19 protein-coding genes are annotated in these 21,372 nt (G+C 37.9%); 3 read left to right on the top strand and 16 right to left on the bottom strand.

Translation table 11 applies throughout. The features are described from left to right. The first annotated feature begins 98 nt into the window (after positions 1-98). Positions 99-1,259 carry a GGDEF domain-containing protein gene (locus AC1HJP_RS04965; protein WP_480360685.1) on the top strand — a complete coding sequence of 387 codons (1,161 nt, stop codon included), beginning with the start codon at positions 99-101 and terminating at the stop codon, positions 1,257-1,259. 82 nt (positions 1,260-1,341) lie between these two features. Here AC1HJP_RS04965 and AC1HJP_RS04960 read toward each other — a convergent pair whose 3' ends face one another. From AC1HJP_RS04960 to AC1HJP_RS04935, 6 genes are all read right to left on the bottom strand, one after another. After that, a complete protein-coding gene (locus AC1HJP_RS04960) occupies positions 1,342-1,590 on the bottom strand; it encodes a DUF3862 domain-containing protein (RefSeq protein ID WP_480360683.1) in 249 nt (82 codons plus the stop codon). Positions 1,591-1,605: 15 nt separating this feature from the next. Then, positions 1,606-2,448, bottom strand: coding sequence for a CsiV family protein (locus AC1HJP_RS04955; protein ID WP_480360682.1), 843 nt, complete (start codon positions 2,446-2,448; stop codon positions 1,606-1,608). Further along, on the bottom strand, positions 2,445-5,918 hold the full coding sequence (mfd, locus tag AC1HJP_RS04950) for a transcription-repair coupling factor (RefSeq protein ID WP_480360681.1): 3,474 nt from the start codon (positions 5,916-5,918) through the stop codon (positions 2,445-2,447). Before mfd ends, AC1HJP_RS04955 begins: the two co-directional genes overlap by 4 nt. A gap of 100 nt (positions 5,919-6,018) precedes the next feature. Then, positions 6,019-6,906 (bottom strand): carbon-nitrogen hydrolase, encoded by an 888-nt coding sequence (locus tag AC1HJP_RS04945; protein ID WP_480360680.1) that lies wholly within the window; start codon positions 6,904-6,906, stop codon positions 6,019-6,021. A 1-nt stretch (position 6,907) separates the two neighbouring features. Beyond that, on the bottom strand, positions 6,908-7,951 hold the full coding sequence (locus tag AC1HJP_RS04940; protein WP_480360679.1) for an agmatine deiminase family protein: 1,044 nt from the start codon (positions 7,949-7,951) through the stop codon (positions 6,908-6,910). A gap of 76 nt (positions 7,952-8,027) precedes the next feature. After that, a complete protein-coding gene (locus AC1HJP_RS04935) occupies positions 8,028-8,603 on the bottom strand; it encodes a PilZ domain-containing protein (protein ID WP_480360678.1) in 576 nt (191 codons plus the stop codon). 165 nt (positions 8,604-8,768) lie between these two features. On the opposite strand from AC1HJP_RS04935, the gene AC1HJP_RS04930 reads away from it, so the two are divergent. Continuing rightward, positions 8,769-9,782 carry a S66 family peptidase gene (locus tag AC1HJP_RS04930; protein ID WP_480360677.1) on the top strand — a complete coding sequence of 338 codons (1,014 nt, stop codon included), beginning with the start codon at positions 8,769-8,771 and terminating at the stop codon, positions 9,780-9,782. 393 nt (positions 9,783-10,175) lie between these two features. Next, positions 10,176-11,084, top strand: a complete 909-nt coding sequence (locus AC1HJP_RS04925) for a GGDEF domain-containing protein (protein ID WP_480360676.1) — start codon at positions 10,176-10,178, stop codon at positions 11,082-11,084. A gap of 287 nt (positions 11,085-11,371) precedes the next feature. Here the strand turns inward: AC1HJP_RS04925 and AC1HJP_RS04920 are convergent, their stop codons facing one another. The 10 genes from AC1HJP_RS04920 to AC1HJP_RS04875 all read right to left on the bottom strand — a co-directional run bounded on the left by AC1HJP_RS04920 (position 11,372) and on the right by AC1HJP_RS04875 (position 21,357). Continuing rightward, positions 11,372-12,694 carry a Na+/H+ antiporter family protein gene (locus AC1HJP_RS04920; RefSeq protein ID WP_480360675.1) on the bottom strand — a complete coding sequence of 441 codons (1,323 nt, stop codon included), beginning with the start codon at positions 12,692-12,694 and terminating at the stop codon, positions 11,372-11,374. Position 12,695: 1 nt separating this feature from the next. Continuing rightward, entirely contained in the window at positions 12,696-14,630 is a 1,935-nt protein-coding gene (locus AC1HJP_RS04915) for a transglutaminase TgpA family protein (RefSeq protein WP_480360674.1), read from the bottom strand. Beyond that, on the bottom strand, positions 14,620-15,558 hold the full coding sequence (locus AC1HJP_RS04910) for a DUF58 domain-containing protein (protein WP_480360673.1): 939 nt from the start codon (positions 15,556-15,558) through the stop codon (positions 14,620-14,622). The genes AC1HJP_RS04915 and AC1HJP_RS04910 overlap by 11 nt, the downstream gene beginning before the upstream one ends. Beyond that, the gene (locus AC1HJP_RS04905) at positions 15,558-16,460 is read right to left on the bottom strand and encodes an AAA family ATPase (protein WP_480360672.1); all 903 of its coding nucleotides are present in this window, start codon (positions 16,458-16,460) and stop codon (positions 15,558-15,560) included. Before AC1HJP_RS04905 ends, AC1HJP_RS04910 begins: the two co-directional genes overlap by 1 nt. Further along, a complete protein-coding gene (locus tag AC1HJP_RS04900) occupies positions 16,457-16,840 on the bottom strand; it encodes a response regulator (protein WP_480360671.1) in 384 nt (127 codons plus the stop codon). The genes AC1HJP_RS04905 and AC1HJP_RS04900 overlap by 4 nt, the downstream gene beginning before the upstream one ends. Before the next feature lie 298 nt (positions 16,841-17,138). Further along, the gene (locus AC1HJP_RS04895; protein ID WP_480360670.1) at positions 17,139-17,864 is read right to left on the bottom strand and encodes a hypothetical protein; all 726 of its coding nucleotides are present in this window, start codon (positions 17,862-17,864) and stop codon (positions 17,139-17,141) included. An 83-nt stretch (positions 17,865-17,947) separates the two neighbouring features. Further along, on the bottom strand, positions 17,948-19,207 hold the full coding sequence (locus tag AC1HJP_RS04890; RefSeq protein ID WP_480360669.1) for a Y-family DNA polymerase: 1,260 nt from the start codon (positions 19,205-19,207) through the stop codon (positions 17,948-17,950). Next, entirely contained in the window at positions 19,195-19,608 is a 414-nt protein-coding gene (locus tag AC1HJP_RS04885; protein WP_480360668.1) for a LexA family protein, read from the bottom strand. The genes AC1HJP_RS04890 and AC1HJP_RS04885 overlap by 13 nt, the downstream gene beginning before the upstream one ends. Positions 19,609-20,247: 639 nt before the next feature. Next, positions 20,248-20,748: a P-loop NTPase family protein gene (locus AC1HJP_RS04880; RefSeq protein ID WP_480360667.1), complete on the bottom strand. Its 501-nt coding sequence runs from the start codon at positions 20,746-20,748 to the stop codon at positions 20,248-20,250. Between the two features lie 36 nt (positions 20,749-20,784). After that, positions 20,785-21,357 carry a MiaE family protein gene (locus tag AC1HJP_RS04875; RefSeq protein WP_404395106.1) on the bottom strand — a complete coding sequence of 191 codons (573 nt, stop codon included), beginning with the start codon at positions 21,355-21,357 and terminating at the stop codon, positions 20,785-20,787. Positions 21,358-21,372: the final 15 nt, after the last annotated feature.

Below are 21,372 nucleotides of genomic sequence, written 5' to 3'. Positions count from 1 at the left end.
TTCTGCAATAAACTTGATCTAAATTAACAGTACTTTTTTTGCCCAGCCTAAAATCTCATCATAATAATGTTCATTACATAATGGGATGAGTTTTAGGCATGGTAAATTCAACAGATTCGATAAACTTTAACAATGGAAACAAAGGGAAGTGGCAGTTAAATACGGTTTTGAAACTACTAGGGCTTGAACAGAACACATTATTAGACTTATTGAGTTCAAATAATCATTCGAACGACTTTACTCAAAAGCGCTCAATTTATATCAGAAAACGACTTTGGGTAATGTGTATTTTCTTCGCCATTTCGGTGCCTTTTTTTTCCATTTATGACTTTTATGCCTTTGAATATGAACAAGCAACTACTATATTAATTAGCCGTCTTGTTTTGTCAGCCAGTTTGTTCGCAATGGCTTATTTTATTAAAAAATGCTGTTCTGCCTTACTCATTAAAAAAGTGGTCGCACTGTCTTTTTTCTTACCTTCATTGTTTTATTTAGCTTCAATGATGACCTTTGATAGCCTCAATGACGTGCCATTTATTTTCTCAATGTTACCTTATTTAATTTTAGCAATGGTCGGACTATTTCCTCTCACGATTAGAGGAAGCCTTATTCTAATGGCTTTTATATTTTGTCCGTTTGCAATTGTACAAAGTCTTTTCTACCAAGGTGATGTTTGGTCATTGTTTAATAATACTTGGTTATTTGTACTGTTCGCTGGGATCAGCTTATGGCTGCAAATAGCACAACTTTCAATGCTGATGCACCTCTATAGAGAATCCACAGTTGATCCTTTAACTAAACTGATAAACAGACGTGTTTTATTACGTTCGATCGAACATTTAAAATCTGAAGCAATTAAGTTCTCTGTTATTATGTTTGACCTAGATAGATTTAAGCGTATAAACGATACATTTGGTCATATTGCTGGTGATAAGGTACTGAAAGAGGCTGCATCTGTATTATCAAATTCGGTAAGAAGTACTGATATAGTTTCACGTTATGGCGGTGAAGAATTTTTAATAGTACTGCCACATAAGTCAAATGTTCAGGCTTTAAAACTTGCACATGAAATTGCTACACGATTAAGAGAAACACCAATTGCAGTGACGGAAGGCCAATCATTGTATGTAACCACAAGTATCGGTGTAACTGAATATCGTTCAGGTGAAACTACCGAGAATATTTTTAAACGCGTTGATGAACTCTTATACGATGCTAAAGAGCAGGGGAGAGATCGGGTTATATCTGATGCGGCTTAATTGTTTGATTTATAAAGACTGAAAAAAAAGAAAAATCCCCACTTTTGTGGGGATTTTCGTATGATCTGCTAAGGTATTTAAATTATTTTAAGCCTTTGCTAGAGAATAAGGTCACTTTATCTGACACGAGTGTAATAGTGATGTTTTTATCTTCACCACCCCAAACGCAATTTGTGTGTAATGTTTTTTCTTCACACGAATCTGCAGAGCCTATAATTGCTTCAACTTCAGCTTTGTCCATGCCAACTTTGATTTTGTCATAGTTTTCTTTATTTACTTTCGAACAGCCAGCTAATGTAAGAAGTGCTGCAACTAGTAGTAATTTTTTCATAATAACCCCTCGTGTTTAATGTTTATATTTTCTTATTTGAAATATTATCCCGAGTCTAGGGTGATCTAAGTAATGTATATCACCACTATAAACACGAGTATATTGAGACATTCTTGCTTGTTGTAATTCACCTTCGTTATCAATGAAATTGATATTTATATCTGTAGTAACAAACAAATAATGTCTGACATGAATTTTCATTAGCCCTTCAACTTGCCACTTAAACTCATCGTTAATCGCTTGATGTTGTATAGGCTTACCTAAAAGGCTAATGTAACCATCATTACTGATGTTATTAATTGCTTTATAGCTGGTTGGTTTAGCAATTTTTTGGCCGGCTATGATTTCAATACTTGGCGCTCGTCGGCTACTCATTTCAGGAAAGCGCCAGCCAGTGTGTAATATTGGATCCAACCCTTTACGTTTTAATTTATTTAAAACAGATTCAAATTGAAACTGTTCTTCAGCAAGCAAATACATTGAATCCATATGCTCTTGCGGCTCTGCAAAGGGTGTTAATGGCAACGACTGCATTTGTTCAAGATAATTTCTATCATCATCACATTGCCAAGAACTGGATGTTGCAACGATTTGCTGGCTTAATTCTCTAGGATCAAATTGTTGTTCACCTGCCAAACATTGGATCTGACCTTGATTGTTTAGCCCTGTTTCTATCATATCCAATGTTTTTCGAGCCTGAATCGGTTTACGCTCAAGTTTAAAATCTTCTCGTAACTCAGGCGTTGGTTTTTGCTCAAAAGCAATGAGTTCAATTTCAAACCAACGGGTTGCGTTTGCATTGGCTGCAAACGCAGTTAAAAACGTCAATGTTGTGAGCTTTAAAAGCTTATGCTTCATGCAGATGCCTTTTTATCAAAATCATTTATCATGGCACTGATTAATTTTAGTCTTTCTTGGCCATTTTTTTCTTCTATATTGAAGCGTAACTTATTTGCACCTTCCATTCTATAGACTGACGGATTACTTTGTATCAAAGCAATGATGAACGTTGGGTTAACTTTTGTATCAGAACTGAACTCGAAGTAGCCGCCTTTGATGTTCGCTTCTATTTTACTCACACCAATTTTGTTCGCTTGAAGTTTAATTTGCTGTATAGCAAACAAGTTTTTAGTCGCATCTGGTAGCAGCCCAAAACGGTCAATCAGCTCAACTTTCATTTCGTCGATTTCATCGGCGTTTGCAATAGAGGCGATACGTTTGTACATGCTAAGTCGAATATTCACATCTGGAATATAATCATCTGGTAGTAGCGCAGGAATTTTAAGGTCTACTTCAGTTTGCTGCTGTAACAAGTTCTCAAGAGTTGGCTCTTTACCATCGCGTAGCGCTTGAACAGCATGTTCGAGCATTTCCATATATAAAGTGAAGCCTACAGACTGGATTTGACCACTTTGATCATCACCTAACAGCTCACCGGCACCACGAATTTCTAAATCGTGTGTTGCCAGCGCAAAACCAGCGCCTAAGTCTTCAAGTGACTCTATCGCTTGTAGACGTTTTACAGCATCTTTACTGAGTGATTGGCTATTTCTTGTTAATAAGTAAGCATAAGCTTGATGGTGGCTTCGGCCAACCCGACCTCTTAATTGATGTAGTTGTGCCAAACCAAGCTTGTCAGCTCTATCCATGATGATGGTATTTGCAGACGGAATATCAATACCCGTTTCGATGATGGTCGTACACACCAGTACATTATGCTTTTGGTGATAAAAATCACTCATCAGGTTTTCTAATTCACGCTCGCGCATTTGACCATGGGCAATGGCAACACTGGCTTCAGGCACAAGTTCTGAAATATCAAATGCGGTCTTTTCAATGGTTTCAACATTGTTGTGCAAGAAGTAAACTTGGCCACCACGCTTGATTTCACGCAAAATGGCTTCTCTTATTAGCTCATCATTACGCTCTTGAACAAAGGTTTTCACTGCTAGGCGTTTTGCAGGCGGTGTAGCGATGATAGATAAATCGCGCATGCCACTCATCGCCATATTGAGCGTTCTTGGAATTGGTGTTGCTGTCAGCGTTAGAATATCAACGTCAGCACGGAGCTGTTTAATTTTCTCTTTTTGACGCACACCAAAGCGGTGCTCTTCGTCAACAATGAGTAAGCCTAAATCACTGAACTTAATATTGTCTTGGATCAGTTTATGTGTACCGATGACGATATCTATGGTGCCATTTTCTAACTTAGCTAATGTCTCTTTTTGCTCTTTTGTGCTGTTAAATCGAGATAATACGCCAACTTCAACGGGTAAATCTGCAAAACGGTCTTTAAAGTTTTCAAAGTGTTGTTGAGCAAGTAGTGTGGTTGGTACCAGTACAGCAACTTGTTTGCCATCGTTAACCGCGGCAAATGCGCCACGCATTGCCACTTCTGTTTTACCAAAGCCTACGTCACCACATACTAATCTATCCATCGCTTGATTAGATTGCATATCTGCAAGTACAGCTTCAATGGCGTTACGTTGATCGTCCGTTTCTTCAAATGGGAAGCTATCGGCAAAATCACGATAGCCCTGACCATCAAGTTTAAACTTGTATCCTGGTTTACTCTGGCGTTTAGCATAGATATCGAGTAATTCAGCGGCAACGTCTCTGACTTTTTCTGCAGCGCGCCTTTTTGCCTTTTCCCAAACATCTGAACCTAGCTTATGAAGTGGTGCGGATGCTTCTTCACCACCAGAATAACGACTCAGCATGTGTAAAGCAGAAACAGGTACATATAGCTTTGCTTCGTTCGCATAGGTGATGGTGACAAACTCGGTTGCAACGCCGGCTGCGTCGATTGTTTGCAGGCCTAGGTATCTCCCCACACCGTGATCTAAATGAACAATCGGTTGACCTTCTTTCAGCTCGGCTAAATTTCGAATTAAAGCATCTTGGCCTTGCTCATATTTATGCTTTCTTCGGCGTCGCTGTGAAACCTTAATACCAAGTAATTCTTGCTCAGTAATAATATTAAGTTTGGGCTTACCAGACAGTGAAATACTTTGTTCGAGTGGACTGACAATAATACCGACGTCATTAGAGGTAGAGATAAAATCGTTGAGATGTTCGAATTGCTTAAGTTTTAAATTTGTTGTTTTTAATAATGTAAGTAGTGATTCTCGACGACCATCAGACTCTACACTAAATAAAATGCGTGCTTTTTGTTTCTTTTGATCGGCAACAAACTTCAAAATAGCATCGTAAGGGTCAGCTTTTTTATGGTCGATTCGAATGCCATCAATTAAAGTCGCATCTACGTTTGTATTCCCCGCTTTTGTAGGTAAGCTGGCTTGAGATAAATTTACTCGTGCGAATTGTTTAAACTGCTGATAAAGCGACTCCACAGGTAAGTAGAGCTTTTCTGGCGATAATAACGGCCTTAAAGGGTCAACTCGTCGGTTTTCATATCGCTTTTCAACATCATCCCAAAAACCCTTTGCAGCATGTTCTATGTCTGCAAGATGCATAATAGCAGCATCTTCTGGGAGATAATCAAAAATGGTAGAAAGTGACTCAAAGAACAGGGGGAGATAATACTCGATACCAGCAGGCCAATTTGCCCTGCTGACCTGCATATAGATAGAGTCTTGCTCAGAGCTTGCACCAAACTCAGCTCGATAAGCAATTCTGAACCTCTCAATATCTTCTGGATTAGTTGGAAATTCATGGGCAGGTAATAGGTCAATTTCTTTGACGGTATCACTAGAGCGCTGAGTTTCAATATCGAATAAACGGATTGAATCTATTTCGTCGTCGAAAAAATCGATGCGGTAGGGGGTTTTACTGCCCATAGGGTATAAATCAACAATAGACCCTCTTACTGCAAATTCACCGTGTTCCATGACCTGTTGAACATGTCGATACCCAGATTCTGTTAAGGAATCTTTTAGCTGCTGCGCATCAACAGTATCGCCACACTTAAATTTAAGCGCTTGACCATAAATAAAACTAGGCGGCGCTGTTCTGAGCATGAGTGTCGAAACAGGAATAATTAAAACAGTCTTACTTTGCTGCTTTAACGCATTCAGTGTTTCAAGGCGCTGTGAAATAATATCTTGGTGTGGCGAAAAGTGGTCATAAGGCAGCGTTTCCCAGTCCGGGAATGTCATCACCTTATGTTGTTGTAATAAATAGTCTAACTCTGTTTCTAGGCGCAAAGCAGAAGGGGTGTCGGGGGTGACAATAACTGTCATGGTTTTCTTATCAGCTATATTTGCACTGATCGTGAGCGCCAAGCCACTGCCTGTTAACTGGCCCCAACTAATTTTATCTTTGTTATTTTTTACCCAAGGCATAGATTGCCAATGCGCAGACGCCATGAAAGCTCCTATTTATTATAATAATTCTGAGAATTATACCAATGCTCAATAATACTTAATTAAGAGGATTGGTATACGAGGTAGGTAACACCACCTCACGCTAGTCTCTATAAATTTTTTGTAAGTCACCATAATGGTCGATACGGCGGTCACGTAGATACGGCCAAACACGGCGAACAGATTCACTACGGGCCTGATCAATTTCTACCGTTGAGGTTTGCTCTTCTTGCTCATCAGCATGAAGTAACATTTCACCTTGAGGACCTGCAACAAAAGAGTTGCCCCAAAATTGAATGCCTTCACTTTGACCTGATGGATCTGCTTCATGACCGACACGGTTCACTGAAATAACAGGCACTCCGTTTGCAACGGCATGTGCACGTTGTGAGATGATCCATGCGTCACGTTGACGGATTTGCTCATCTTTATCGTCGCGTGGGTCCCAACCAATCGCTGTAGGGTAAATTAATAACTCTGCGCCAGCCATTGCCATTAAACGTGCAGCTTCAGGGAACCATTGATCCCAACATACTAATACACCTAATTTACCAACCGATGTTTGAATAGGCTCAAAGCCCAAATCACCAGGCGTAAAGTAGAACTTTTCGTAAAAACCAGGATCATCAGGGATGTGCATTTTTCTGTATTTACCAGCGATGCTGCCATCGGTGTCTAATACAACCGCAGTATTGTGATATAAACCCGTTGCACGCTTTTCAAATAGAGAAGTTACAATAACAACATTCAGCTCTTTCGCGAGCTCACCGTACAGTTCAGTCGAAGGTCCTGGGATTGTTTCTGCTAAATCGAACAGATCTGTATCTTCTGTTTGGCAAAAATAGAGACTTCTGTGAAGCTCTTGAAGCACAATAAGTTTGGCACCTTGCGCTGCGGCATTTCTAATTTCAGCGACTGTTTTATTTGTGTTTTCTGTAATGTTACTTGAGTTACTGTGTTGAACAATGCCCACTTTCAATTTGTTAGACATGTTAAATCCTCTTTAAAAAGCCTTTCGGCAATTGCATGGTAATACAGTGTAAGCTGCCAAATTGATGGATGATTGGAATACAATCAACTCCAATCACGGTATGTTCTGGGTAAGCTAGCTGAATTTGTTTAAGAGCAAGCGCATCTTTTTCATCATTATAAACAGGCACGAGTACTGTTTTGTTCATGATTAAATAGTTCGCGTAAGTTGCTGGTAGACGGCAGCCTTCATCATCAAAGATGGCTTTTGGCCAAGGTAGCTCAATTAGTTTATAAGCCTCACCTGCAGGTGTTCGAAATGAGCGCAACTGTTCAGCCATTTTAGCCAAAGCAGCATAATGTTCATCATTTTCATCATCGCAGCCAACATAAACTAAGGTATTTTTCGGTGCAAATCTCACTAGGGTATCGATGTGACTGTCGGTGTCATCACCTGCCAAATAACCGTGATCGACCCATAAGAAATCTTTAGCGCCTAATTTGTCTTTTAAGATTTCTTCAACGTCAACTTTTGACAATTCTGGGTTGCGGTTATCATTTAACAAGCACTCGGTAGTTGTTAATAATGTAGCCGCTTCATTAATTTCAATACCGCCACCTTCAAGCACCATGTCGACGACATCATAATCATTCTCTGTTCTGGCAAGTTCATTGACCAGTACTCTATTAATTTTATTATCTAGTTCAGCGGCAAATTTATTGCCCCAGCCTGTAAAGGTGAAGTCTTTAATGGATAACTTACCCTCGGCATTTTGAGTTGTGATAGGGCCGTGATCTCGAGCCCAGGTATCATTGCACGGGGTAACTACAAAATGAACTTTTGTTAGGTCAACATCATGGTTTTTTAGTAAGTTCGAAATATGAGCTTTAAGTGATTCATTGTGGGCAATAATAACCACGTCTTCTACTTGTGATATTTGCTGGCATAAAGCGATGTAAACAGGTTCAACTTTGTCTAAAATATCAGACCAATCAGTATCTAAATGAGGCCAAGTTAGCATGACTGCATCTTGCTCGGCCCATTCTGGTAAAAGTGTAAATTGCATTAGCGAATGAGATAAAAGAAATATAATTCTCTATTTTATCATTTACACTAGAACTGTCAGTATTTTTGTCTGCTAGTTATTTATTTTGCTTCTTTTTTAGTTGTCTTGTTTGCGCGTGTAGACTTGCTCTGACCATTAACTCTTGATCGTCGTCTCTTATTTGTACAAAAGCCAAAGTATGCTGATATTGATTTTCACCTAAATATTCAACGTCAATGACTTGTGTATAACAATAAATCGCACTGGCTTCATGATTTAAAAAAATCTTGGTTCTTAAGTTTTGACCTACAGCGAAGGGGGTCGCACACGTTACTTTAAGACCGCCACCGCCATAACTATCACAATATTGATTACTGTCGTCGGGTTGTTCTGTTGCGAGAATATGACTCATTATTAGGTCTATTTTTCTAGACTGTGCTTTTAAATATTCAGCAAGCTCAGAAGCAACGTCTCCTAAATTTCTTAGTGGCCTTAATGCATTTACGTCTAACTCATTGACCTCGTTTGCCAGTCTAAAAAGTGGAGGGATGGACAGCTCTAGCGCTTGTTTCGTTTGTGGTACTTCACTTTCTTCTACAGCAAACAGATTGACTTGATTTGCTTCTTCTACTTGAAAATAGGCACTAAATTCTTCTTTTAAGTGGCTGCTCATTGGGTTACGGCTTTATCAAATTTTAAGTATCTTAACCTTGTTTATTATTAATCTCTAGTTTTGTTGTATTCGGTTGTGTCTATATGATATGTAATAGAACACATCATACCAATTGAGTGTTAAGTAGATCAGTGTTATAGATGTTATAATTAAACAAGGAAAACAATGAAGATCCCAGCTAAATTAAAAAAAGGGTGTAAAGTTGCAGTTTGCACCTTTTCATCACCAGTACCTCTGAGTTTAGAAAAACGTTTTCAAGAATGTATCAAAACTTTAAAGTCATTTGGTCTTGACGTTTATGTTGATGAAAATGTCTTATCTGATGTGGCAATTTCAAAACAGTGCATTGCAAATTCATTGAATAAATATCTATCTGACGATAAGTATGATGCGGTTATTGCGCCATGGGGAGGAGATTTTGCTCTAGAGGTTTTGCCTCTAATCAATTGGGACGTAATTGCAAAATCGAAACCTAAATGGATTTTTGGCTTCTCTGATATCAGCACTTTGACTACGGCTATTACAAGTAGAGTAGGTTGGTATACCATTCATAGTGCTAACTTGATGCAAATTGCAGGAAATGAAAACAGTGATTATGTTAAATCACTGTTTGATTTACTTTTTAATGCAGCAGAGGGTTATTCGTTTGAGCAGAAGTCCTCTTCTTATCATGAGTTTGATTATCCAGATTATCAAAGTGACCCATTGTCATCTTATTCTTTAGATACATTGAGTGAATTGATCGCTATTAATTGTAATGAACAAACAACATTAAAAGGCTCATTAATTGGCGGATGTATTGACACACTCCAGCTTACAATGGGATCAGAATTTTTGTCTTTTGAAAATATTGCGGATTCAAAAGACATCATAGTTTATTTAGAAAATGCAGAGCTAAGTCCAACACAATATAAACGTGCACTTTTAAGTCTTAAAATTAAAGGGGTCTTTTCTGAATGTCGCTGTATTTTAATTGGCAGAAATAAATTCGAGTATTCGAATAACTCACTTGGAAATGAAGAAGTTATTTTGAATGAAGTATTTGCTGACCTAAACATTCCGGTTTTCGGAAATCTTGATATTGGCCATGTTTCTCCTAATTTGACACTGGTTAATGGTGCGGCAGCGCAAGTAAATTTTGTAAAAAATAAAATAATCATAAATCAAGAGCTGATATAAAATTATTATTATTCAATAGCTTGGGTTTTACCTCTTATAGGGATGTTTAATAAAATTCCTTTTAACTAGTTAAAAGTATTAGTTTTTTATTCATCCCCTAATATCTTTATCCCTTTCTCTTATAATCCCTTAAATTTAAATTGATATCGTTTCGGATTTCCATTAATTTAGCACTTAAGGGTTAGTTTTTTCTTCCCATTGTATAAAAATAAAGCGCATCACTGATTGTGAATGCCAATATGAGTTATCTCAACTATGGATTTTAATACCTCGTTATCTCATTCTGCCCAGTGTCTTAAGCAAGCAATACCGCTCCTGGTCAAATATAAGATACCTGTAACACCAATAAATTATGCTATTTGGTATTGCTATGTTCTAGGTAGCAATTTAGCTTTGAATATTGAGCTTGATAATATTCTCGCAGAACACGGGACTTGTCCGGCTTCATCAGCTAGATATTTATTTGACAAATATTTATCTGACAAAGACTTAGCGCTTTTTCATCAGATCTCCGATAATTTTCAAGGTACACTAGAGTCTGTACAAACTGACATAGATTCAACCCTCGCGAGTTCACAAAGCTTTAACTCTGTTTTGTTGCAGTGTAAATCAGACCTTAGTGAGCTTGATAAGAATGATATATCTAGTTTTGATAATGTATTAAGTTATGTTGATAAACTGACAGAAGAGTCTGTTGTTATGCAGCAAACGGCTTTTTCTTTTCAAAAAAAATTGCAAGCTGCTTATAGTGAAATTACCGAATTAAAACAGGCTCTTGTTAGCACACAGGAAGCGGCAATTACAGATCAGCTTACAGGTTTGCTTAACCGCGGTAAGTTCGACGAAGATATCGTTGTACATATCAACCAGTTTATTAGCAGCCCCCCGATTTCTAAAACACTTATCTTTTTAGATATTGACCACTTTAAACAATTCAATGACGACTTTGGTCATCAAAAAGGTGATGATGTACTCAAAGTTGTTGCCAATAAGCTTTCGAGACATTGTTTAAATAAAGCTAATGCTTACAGATATGGTGGTGAAGAGTTCTGTATTTTGGCTGATTTTAAGAGTGTTAGTGAGGCATTAAATTTCTGTCAGGCTATACGTCAAGATATTGAAAAACTCTCAGTTAAAGGTAAGAAAACCGGTAAAGCTATACGCAATATAACAGCGAGCTTTGGTATTGCTTTTTATAAACAAAAACAAAGTGTAGAGGACTTTATTGCTTCTGCGGACAAGGCTTTATATTTAGCGAAAGCCCATGGTCGTAATAGAGTAGAAATTGCACCAGCAATTTAATCAGATTTTAACGAATCAATTAGACGCAATAATGTGGTTTTATTTTACATAGGGATGGTTACAATAATCTTGTTTTCACACTTATCCCTCATGTTTACCCATGATGTGTTTTAGGCCGCTTTTAGCGGCCTTTTTTTACCTTTCTTGAAAATATGACACTCAGATCAGTACCTTTTTTATTTTTATCTTTACAAGCTTGAGCTAGCTAATTTAATTCGTGCCATTTATAAAAAAGCCGCATCAGAAGTGAGTGCGGCTTATCACGTTTTTCATTACTATGCTTTGTTTTATAGCACCATGGCTGCAACCCAACCAAATATGAGCAATGGAATATTAAAGTGAATGAATGTTGGGATCACTGAGTCTTTAATATGGTCATGTTGACCGTCGGTATTGAGTCCTGATGTAGGGCCTAAAGTTGAATCTGAAGCAGGGGAGCCTGCGTCGCCTAAAGCCCCTGCGGTGCCAACCAATGCTGCAGTTGCCATTGGCGAAAAACCAATAGTGAGGCAAAGTGGTACAAATAAAGTGGCGATAATTGGCACTGTAGAAAATGAACTACCTATGCCCATAGTGATTAATAAACCAACTAGTAAAATCATTGCAGCTGCTAAAGGTTTATTACCAGCCACAATATCAGCTGTGGTGTTGACTAAACTCGCGACATCACCTGTTGCTTTCATCACTGACGCGAAGCCTTGAGCTGAGATCATAATAAAGCCAATCATTGCCATCATAGCAACACCTTGGCTAAAGACATCAGAGCTTTGCTCCCACTTTACGATGCCGAATATACTAAAAATCATCACGCCAACAAGTCCACCTAAGATCATTGAACCACTCACATTTTGTGCTAGTAATGAGCATATAACGGCAATACCACCAATAATCATCACTTTTTTAGGGTTCTCGACATTTATTTTGTTTGATGATTTTTCTGACTCTTTGTCAGAATAGTGCCTATCTTTTCTATAACTAAAAAATACCGCGATGATCAGGCCGACAAGCATACCTAGCGCAGGAATAATCATGGCTTCAGGTACATCGGTATTTACAATTTCTAAGCCATTTTCAGCTAGGTTCTTATGTAAAATCGAATAAAGATAAATACCGCCAAAGCCATAGGGCAGAACCATATAAGAAGTCGCAAGCCCAAACGTTAGAATACAAGCAATAGCTCGTCTATCAAGCTGTAGCTTATTAAAGACCACCAACAATGGCGGGATTAAAATAGGTATAAATGCGATATGTACTGGGACCAAATTTTGTGATGCAATCGCACATGCCAAAATGATCGTCATGATCAGCATACTTAACGTTTGCATATGTTTAGAGTGTGCTTTGTCTACTTTCGACAGTAATTTATCGGCAAGAATGAGCGTTAAGCCAGATTTTGAAATGGCTACTGCAAATGCACCGAGCATGGCGTAACTTAAAGCGATTTCTGCGCCACCAGATAAACCACTGTTAAATGCTTGTAATGTGTCTCCTAAACCGAGACCTGCAATCAAACCTGCAGAAAGTGCACTGATTGTCATTGCAACAATCACGTTCACTCTGGCCAAAGACAGGCCTAACATGAGTAAAACCCCAATTAATACTGAATTCATACTAATCTCTTTTATTGTTTTTAAATTGTTTTGTTAATGCTAAATAGTGTTTCTTTAGTTCTGCTAATTCACTTTTATTCCCGTATCGGACTTTTTCGAACTCATATAAAAAATTACTCAGTTCAGCTTCTAGCTTTGGATGTTTGGATTGAATAGCTGAAATGATTTGCCCTGACGTTTTAGTATTATCAAATTCTCCAAAAGCGCTAACTTGTAATTTACGTAACAGTTTAACAGGCAAGGGAGTGGGTGGGTGTGAATTGCGTTGTAATACCCAATACACTAAGGTAAACAACAGGCTAAGCCCTATGATGACCGCGATACCTGAAAGCATTTTAGCTTTTTCACCAAATACATCTTTTAGAAAACTACTTTGCTTCTGGTCGTCAAAATTTAAAACCCAACGTGTCCATTGATAATCAAATGCTTCTAGTTGTAAACGAAGCCAATTAACTAGTGCGACATCCGACAACCCCATCAGTGTCATCCCTATGTTACTTTTTAACTCTTCAGACAATTGACTATGCTGTGACAAAGAACCATTTAATCGCTCTGGTGATACCCATGCTGTCGGATCTAACTCAAGCCAGCCTTGATTAGGCACGTAATATTCAAGCCAAGCATGTGCATCATATTGATAAATACTGTAATAGTTATTTTCTGTGTTGAGTTCTCCACCTAAGTAACCCGATACTAATCTTGCAGGGATCCCAACACTTCGCATCATCATAGCCACAGTAGAAGCATAATGCCCACAAAACCCTGCTTTGTTATTAAACAAAAATTCATCAATTTTGTCTCTCGACTGACTGATAGGTGGGTTAAGGGTGTATGTAAAGCCTTGTTCTAAAATATAGTTTCTCAATAAAGCAATAAATCCAGCTGTATCATTACTTTGCTTATCAAACTGCTCAGCCAGTGCTATTGCTTGTGGGTTTAACTCACTTGGTAATTGAATATTTTGTCTATATTGCCAACGGGTAATACTGGTATCTTGAGTGTCAACGACATTGTAAACCTGGTATTCAAATGCTGAACTGACTGGGCGCTTTCGATAAGGTAGGCCGAATACATTGGTAGCGACTAAATCTTGCTCTGTTGTCATTTTGTCGAGCGCATATAACCACTTTAAATGGCTTGGTTCAGCTATAATCGTGTAGCTATGTGTATTATTACTGGTTTGATAATTAGCTGAAACACTTTGCAATGACGACATATTCCATCTTGTACCATCAAATTCATCATGCACAAGTGCGCGCCAATAAAAGGGGCCTTCAATATTTCGCTCTTTTGGAAAAATAGCTCTAAAGACTAACTCATTTGACTCGGATAATTTTGAAATTTCAAACGGGTCAACGTTCTCTGATAAGCCAGTTTTAGCAGAGTTCGGTCCTGGAAGTTGCCAAAATGCAGGTAATTTAGGAATAAAAAGCACTAGCATTACGCTTACTGGGATTGTTAAGGCCAATTTGCTGAATGCGTTTTTAACGGCTTCCTTTGGTGAAAACTCATATTGATGGATCAGCATTAAGGCTAAATTAAAGCCAATTAATATAAATACCAGCAATGCTGAAAAGAAATTTTGTGAAAAAATAAATAAACAGGGGATTGTGAAAAAGTTAAGCACAAAAACCTGCATGGTCTGTCTTTCGCTTTGCGCTTGATAGATTTTGAGTAATGATGCAAGTAACATCATAGACACAAAAAATGCGACTGAGTTTTTTACACCAACAAACCCCATTAACAGTGCAATACCCGCCAAAGCACTGCCATTGATAATACTGCTAGTTATGGTTTTTTTATAGATTACTCTGTTCAACTCGTAAGCTACAAATAAGCCCGTAATATAAGACACAATAACGAAACCAAGATCATTGGCCATTATCCAAGCAAGTAATAGATAAATCACAGAGCAAGCAATTTGATTAAGCTTCACTTAACGCCTCCAAACATTGCTTTTTATGACTGTTTCCTTGGCTTAAAGTAATGAGTCTATTTGGTAATTTAAGGGCGTAACTTTGTTGCTCTATTTCGGCCTGCACGATTAAAAAGCTCAGCTGTGACAGTTTATCTTCTTTAGTACCTGAAACTTTATCAAAATCAAAGCCATAGCTTGCTGATTTATTTGGGGATTGATAGTCTTTGACTAACAGCTCTTTATTCTTAGCAAAATGCCGCCAAGATATCCTATGTATACTCATACCTTCGCGATAACTTTTTAATTCATTAAAGTCTTCAGCTAAAGCCTGATCGTCTAGTGCTTTTTCGCCTTTTTCGGAAATAATGAAGCTATTCTTTGGAAGCTCTGTTTCAACTTGTGCAGGGTAGGCATAGATGTGCTTTTCGCTTATCAAATAACTCCAAATAGTGACTAAACCAAACGGGTAGTGAGTCAGAATCTTGAAACGCCCGAGTGTATGTTTTCCACGTTTTACAGGCAAGAATACGTCGAGAAACTCATTACTTTTTATTCTCTTTAAAATGCCTTTTTCTTTTGTTGCAATATGCTCAATTTGAATATCGTAACGTTGTTTTTGATTTTCAATTTTGAACGTCACCGATGGTCGCTTATCTGCAAAATCATCTTTAATTGCTGCGACTTCAATCTGCATGCCATTGAAATTACTAAATGCATATATTAAGCACATAAGTAGAAGAACAAACATTAAATAAGAGACAGCTAAGATCAAATTATTTTGATAATTAATCCCTAATATAAAGTTTAAGACTGCGATCCCTAAAAAACCCAGCCCTGATTTAGATGGTGAAACATAAATGGTGTCATGTTTGAGTTTAATACTGTCTCCTTGATGCTTTTTTAATAACAAAGCATCAAACCAAGCAGGTTGGGGCAGTTTAATCATTACATCTGAACCGGCACTTGTGCATAGATATCGTCGATAATTCTAAATTGCTCTGTGGCATCTAAGTTGAGCCTATGGCCAGCAACTGCTGGAAAAACAGCCTGCACATCATCATGGGTCACATAGTCTCTACCGTGGATCATGGCCCATGCTTTACTGGCTGTTCCTAATGCAATACTCGCACGTGGTGATAGGGGATCTTTAAATAACCCAGACTCTCGAGTGAAACTTACTAAATCTAGTATGTATTGAACAACTTGCTCTTTTATGTCCATCTCTTCAATGGCTGATTGCAACTCAGAAAGGGTGCTTAACTCCATCAATTGTGTAAGCGTTGTTTTTCTACCATGATCACCAAGTATAAGTTTTTTCTCAGCCTCCTTAGACGGGTAACCTAAACTCACACGCATAAAAAAGCGGTCTAATTGAGATTCTGGTAGGGGGTGTGTACCTGATTGATGAAGTGGGTTTTGTGTCGCAATTACAAAGAATGGCTCAGGTAGACGATGACTATGACCATCCATAGTTACTTGTCTTTCTTCCATGGCTTCAAGTAATGCACTTTGTGTTTTTGGGCTCGCTCGGTTTATTTCGTCAGCAAGTAAAACCTGTGTAAAAACAGGACCTTCATGAAATACAAAGCTTTGTTTATCGGTATTAAATATGGTTGAACCAGTTATATCAGCAGGCAGTAAATCACTGGTAAATTGAACTCTTTGATAAGTTAAACCTAGCACTTCAGCTAAACCATGGGATAAAGTGGTTTTACCCATACCAGGTAAATCTTCAATCAGTAGGTGACCTTTACAAAGTAAACTACAAATCGCCAATTTTACTTGTGGTTGTTTGTCATAGATAACGGTCGAAAGCGCTTCTAGCAGCGAATTTATTTTTGTATTCATGTAACCAGTTCTAATCTTTTTAATACAGTATCAACTTTCTTGGCATTAAATGGTTTTTCTATAAAGTCTTTAGCACCACATTCCCAAGTATTTTGTACACACTCCAGACTATTATGACCAGAACACATGATGACATGTGATTTAGGATAGTGATCATTTAAATATTCTAAAATGCCTGAACCATCAGTATTAGGAAGCTCAATATCGAGGAAAATTAAGTTAGGAGGATTTTTTTCAAGGAGGTTCTTTGCAGACTCGAAGTCTTCAGAACCTGATACTTCTTCAAATCCGAGGTTTTCTAGTATATTGCTTAAATACTCACGGGCTTCAACTGAGTCGTCGATAATTAAAATTGGTTCTAGCGGTCTAACAAATTCCATATGTTTTTACTTCTTAAAAATTTTTTCTTCATACTAAGATAACAGCCAAGATTAAACAATACATTCGACCGCTTTAAAATGTCCGATACCGTCTAGTATTGGACATTAATGTGTATTTGTTAATGTTCAAAGTGGTGATGTCCGTATTTGTTAGAAACACATCTAATATCGCATAATTTATATTATGTTAAATAGGGTGAATGTTTAGATTAAACTTACACTACCTTTTATTTATTTAAGCTTTTATTACTCTTATCAATACTCTTCTCCATAGATTTAACTTTCAAATACCGAACTTTTAAAAATTTAGTTGTTTTATATGTTTGTTATTTTTTACAAGATCTGAAATAGACTTCGAATTGTTTTTAATGTTCTGACTGCGTTTCGAGAATTGTTCTTCTAAACTTGAAACTAAGTTTTTATGTTTTTTGTTTATATAGTGATGCCCTGTAACATCTTCTAATTTTCTACTCTTAAACAAAACTTGCTCGAAGCTTGCTAAGCTTGCGGCTATTTCTAAATCGTTAGATAAAATCGCGTCTAATTGATTGTGTTTAAATAGTACATTTGGATCGCCCTCAGTGTTAACGCCATAACATGACAAATATTCTTTTCTGCAGATATGTTCATAGATTTTATAACTCATGTTATAGCCAACTGGAATTTTTCCTTGTAATGCCATTTCACAATCTTTCGGGCTTTTACAATACAAATTGATAGATGCATAAATTAATGGCGCATCTATCTTTATGAGATTTTCATATTCATCAGCGACTGAGTTAACTCTCAAAAATTCTGCATCTAACTTACCTTTATTCGTTAACCTGAGCGATCTGCTTGTTGGTAAGTTTTTCCAAATTACGGTTTTGTCTAATTCTCTATAAGCTTGTGTGACAATTTCTTTTATATCTGCAATGTATTTGTTTTCTTTGACTGCAATACCAATAGAAATTTCATTGTTTGTACTGTTTGCTAAATTTGAATTTAATAACATCACCGTTGCAAATATCAATTTGTTAAACATATTCCTTCACCACAAGCACTTTGCGTTAGCTTTACTGCTTTGAGTATAGATTGTTTTTTCCAACCGATATTTTCTACCATGTTTTATTGGCATTTTATTAGCGGGATCTCAGGCCATCGCGTTGTATACCTTCTCGATAACCAATCTCTCTTCATTTGCCACTGATTGCTTTGTAACTCTGTCCCAATACGTAAGCTACTACTGCCATAGCGTTTATTTATTGTATCTAAACACTGCATAAGTTCGGGCTTATCGTCAGAAACATTGAACATATCAATTTGCTGGTGCATATCGTCTTCGAGTTCAATGGCGCCAATACCCGCTTTGTAGTATCGCACACCAGGTTGGAACAATTGGCTGAATACCAACTCGACTTGTTTGGCAAAGACCATACTATCATTCGATGGCACAGCAAGTTTCTGAATAAACGACCTTTTATAGTAATTATCTTCATGTGGAGAGCTATGAGCGAAGATAATTAATCGCTTCGTTAAAGATCCTTGTTTGCGTAGTTTTTTGGCTACGATTGAGCAATGCGTTACTAATGATGCTTTAAGTGCGAATGGGTTTTCAACGCGCTCACCAAAACTGCGGGTGCTGAATACTTCTTTTTTGCGCTGTTTTACATCATCCCATGATAAACAGGACACTCCATTAAGCTCCGATATCGTTCGCTCAAGCACAACACTAAATTGTTTTCGCATCATTTTTGGGTTTTGTTTAGCTAAATCTAACGCACTTTCGATGCCGAATAACTTAAGTTGCTTGGTTAATCGGCGCCCTACACCCCAAATGTCCGATACTGCCATATTGGCTAAAATTTGCTTTCGAGACTTTTCACTATCAATAACGGCAACGCCTGTTGCGCCTACAAACTTTTTAGCCGCATGATTAGCGGCTTTCGCAAGTGTCGGTGTTGGCCCAAAACCTACCCCCACTGGTAATTTGGTTTTTCGCCAGACTGTGCGACGAATGAGCTGGCCGTACTCATACCAAGAGTTCACCACATCACTATAGCCATCAAACTTTAGAAATGACTCATCGATGGAATATACATAATGTTGATCACTAAAATGGTTGATAACGGCCATCATTTTGTCGCTTAAATCGGCGTATAATTCGTAATTTGAGGAACGAATAACCACATTATGCTTATCTAAAATAGGCTTTAATTTAAAGTAAGGCTCAAACTTTGGAACGCCAAGTTTTTTTACCTCAGGAGATGCAGCAACAATGCAGCCGTCGTTGTTTGAGAGCACCACAACCGGTCGCTTACGTATTGATAAATCGAATACTTTTTCGGCTGAAGCATAAAATGAGGTGGCATCAATTAACGCATACATTGTTTTAATCTCATGTTTTGCCGATGCATTCTTAATGAACCAGTCACAATACCTTCGAGCTGAAAAACATCACATTCGCTGATCAAAACAGGTTTAAAAAAAGACGATGCAGACAGTAAACTGCGGTTATGTATATCAAGGATTTTACACACAAACTCATTATTGTAATTAGCAACAATGACATCTTGATGTTTTGGCTCAGTCGCCCTATCTACAATCAATAAATCACCATCAAAGATACCAACCCCTTGCATCGAGTCGCCAGATGCGAGCCCTAAAAAAGTGGCATTTGGATCGCTGACAAGGAGCTGATCGAGCGATAAACCGAGCTCTTTATATTCAGCAGCGGGAGACTCAAAACCGGAGATCCCCGCTGCGGCTTTAACAGGAATGACTTTCATACTGCACTAAAACACCTATACTGTATATAAATACAGTATAGGTGTAATTGGTCATATCGGCAAGCTTAACAACGTCAGCAAAAGCGTTACCAAATTGAACTATGGAGAGCATTGATAACATTCATCTTAATAAAGCGATCTATTTTGAGGCATGAAAACTTGTCGATAACGAGGCTGAAACTTTGCTGTTTAGTTGCTCTAAATGAGAGATTTGTAACGAAGTTAACTTTAGTTCTAGTGCCTCAAAATGATGGAGTATTATTGAGGATTGGCATGAGATGAAGTAGGCAAAAAAAGCGCCTTAGTATTCACTAGGCCGCTGAATTTTTTATATCAAACCTCAATGATAAATGCGCTATTTTGAGAGATTGGTTTAATTACATACTATATTAACCTGAGCTTTGGTTAAGAGACTTACTCACCCATTGATATTTAAATGATAAGTAATTTTTCAAGTCTGCAGCCGGAGACTTTTAGCGATAACACCGCTCACGCGTCCTGCTATAGCCAAGGTACCTACATCCATGTAGGCAAGGCGAATTTACGCGTCAATAGCTGGCCTATTGCAAGTAAATTCAACGCAGTTAAAGTTGAAAGTAGCCGCTGTAGATAGATTTATTATCCAGAACTCAGCTTATATTACTTCAAGCTAAACGCCCTACTCTGCTGATTGCTTTCTAAACGCACTTTATTACCTGAGAAAGTTTCGAATAATTTTGTATGAGCCGATTTTGAAAAGACATCGTCTCTGGTGTCATAGTCTTCAATCCAAGCCAATAACATGGCTAGATTTTCATCCTGAGCTTCTTTTGATGGGTATTTGTGCGGCTCCCAAGGGCGCGCTTTGGCATTCGCTTTACATGTTTCAACATCTAAATCGATAAACACCAAATGCTGACACTGCTCTGTGATCGGTTTTATTAGATCACTATAGCAACCCTCAATCACCCAATCTGAATGTGACTGAATAAACTCATTGATTTTATCGAGTGAAGACCCAAGTGGTGCCCGAGTCGGTGGTGACGTTGGCAACCAAGCAAGTGTATCTAAATCTAAATGTGCGGCTGAATGTTCTTGCGCTAAACGCTTTGAAAGTGTTGATTTTCCTGAGCCCGAGTTTCCAAAAATAATCGTTTTCATTCGCTAATCCTTACCTATTCAGCCGTCATAAATTGATTAATGAAGCGCCGCTGTAAATGGGATCTTTTTACAGATCTCCGCCTCAGCTTCAAGTATTTCAGCTAAACGTGCATCAATAATGTCTTTATCGAAGTATTCGTAGCCCAATTCTACAAACAGGTTTTTATGTTTCTCTTCTGATTTAGCAATGGCAACATAAAAGTCTTTCTCTTTGCCTTCAGGTAAGGCTTCTGCAACTAAAGAAAAACGTTCGTGGCCTCGCGCTTCAATCACCGCAGCTACTAATAGACGGTCGATTAAGAATTCATCGGTACCCTGTCTAAATAAAGCGCGCATACCTTTAATATAAGGGTCTTTTTGGTCATTACCTAAGGTAACCCCACGCTCTGTTAATAATTTCAACACTTGTTTAAAGTGGATCATCTCTTCGATGGCTAAATCTGTCATGGCTTTCACAAGCTTAATTCTGTCAGGGTAATGACCCAACATAGACATGGCCATGCCAGATGCTTTTTTCTCAGCGGCGGCGTGATCTTGTAAAAAAGTATCAAAATCAGCGAGCACTTTTTCAGTCCAATTAAACGGGGTGTGGTACTTCAGTTCAAACATAAACATTCTTACTCA

It is taken from the genome of Pseudoalteromonas sp. NFXS53 (assembly GCF_056629255.1).
Note: the sequence above shows the minus strand (reverse complement) of the source record. Positions and strands in the feature narration are given on the sequence as shown.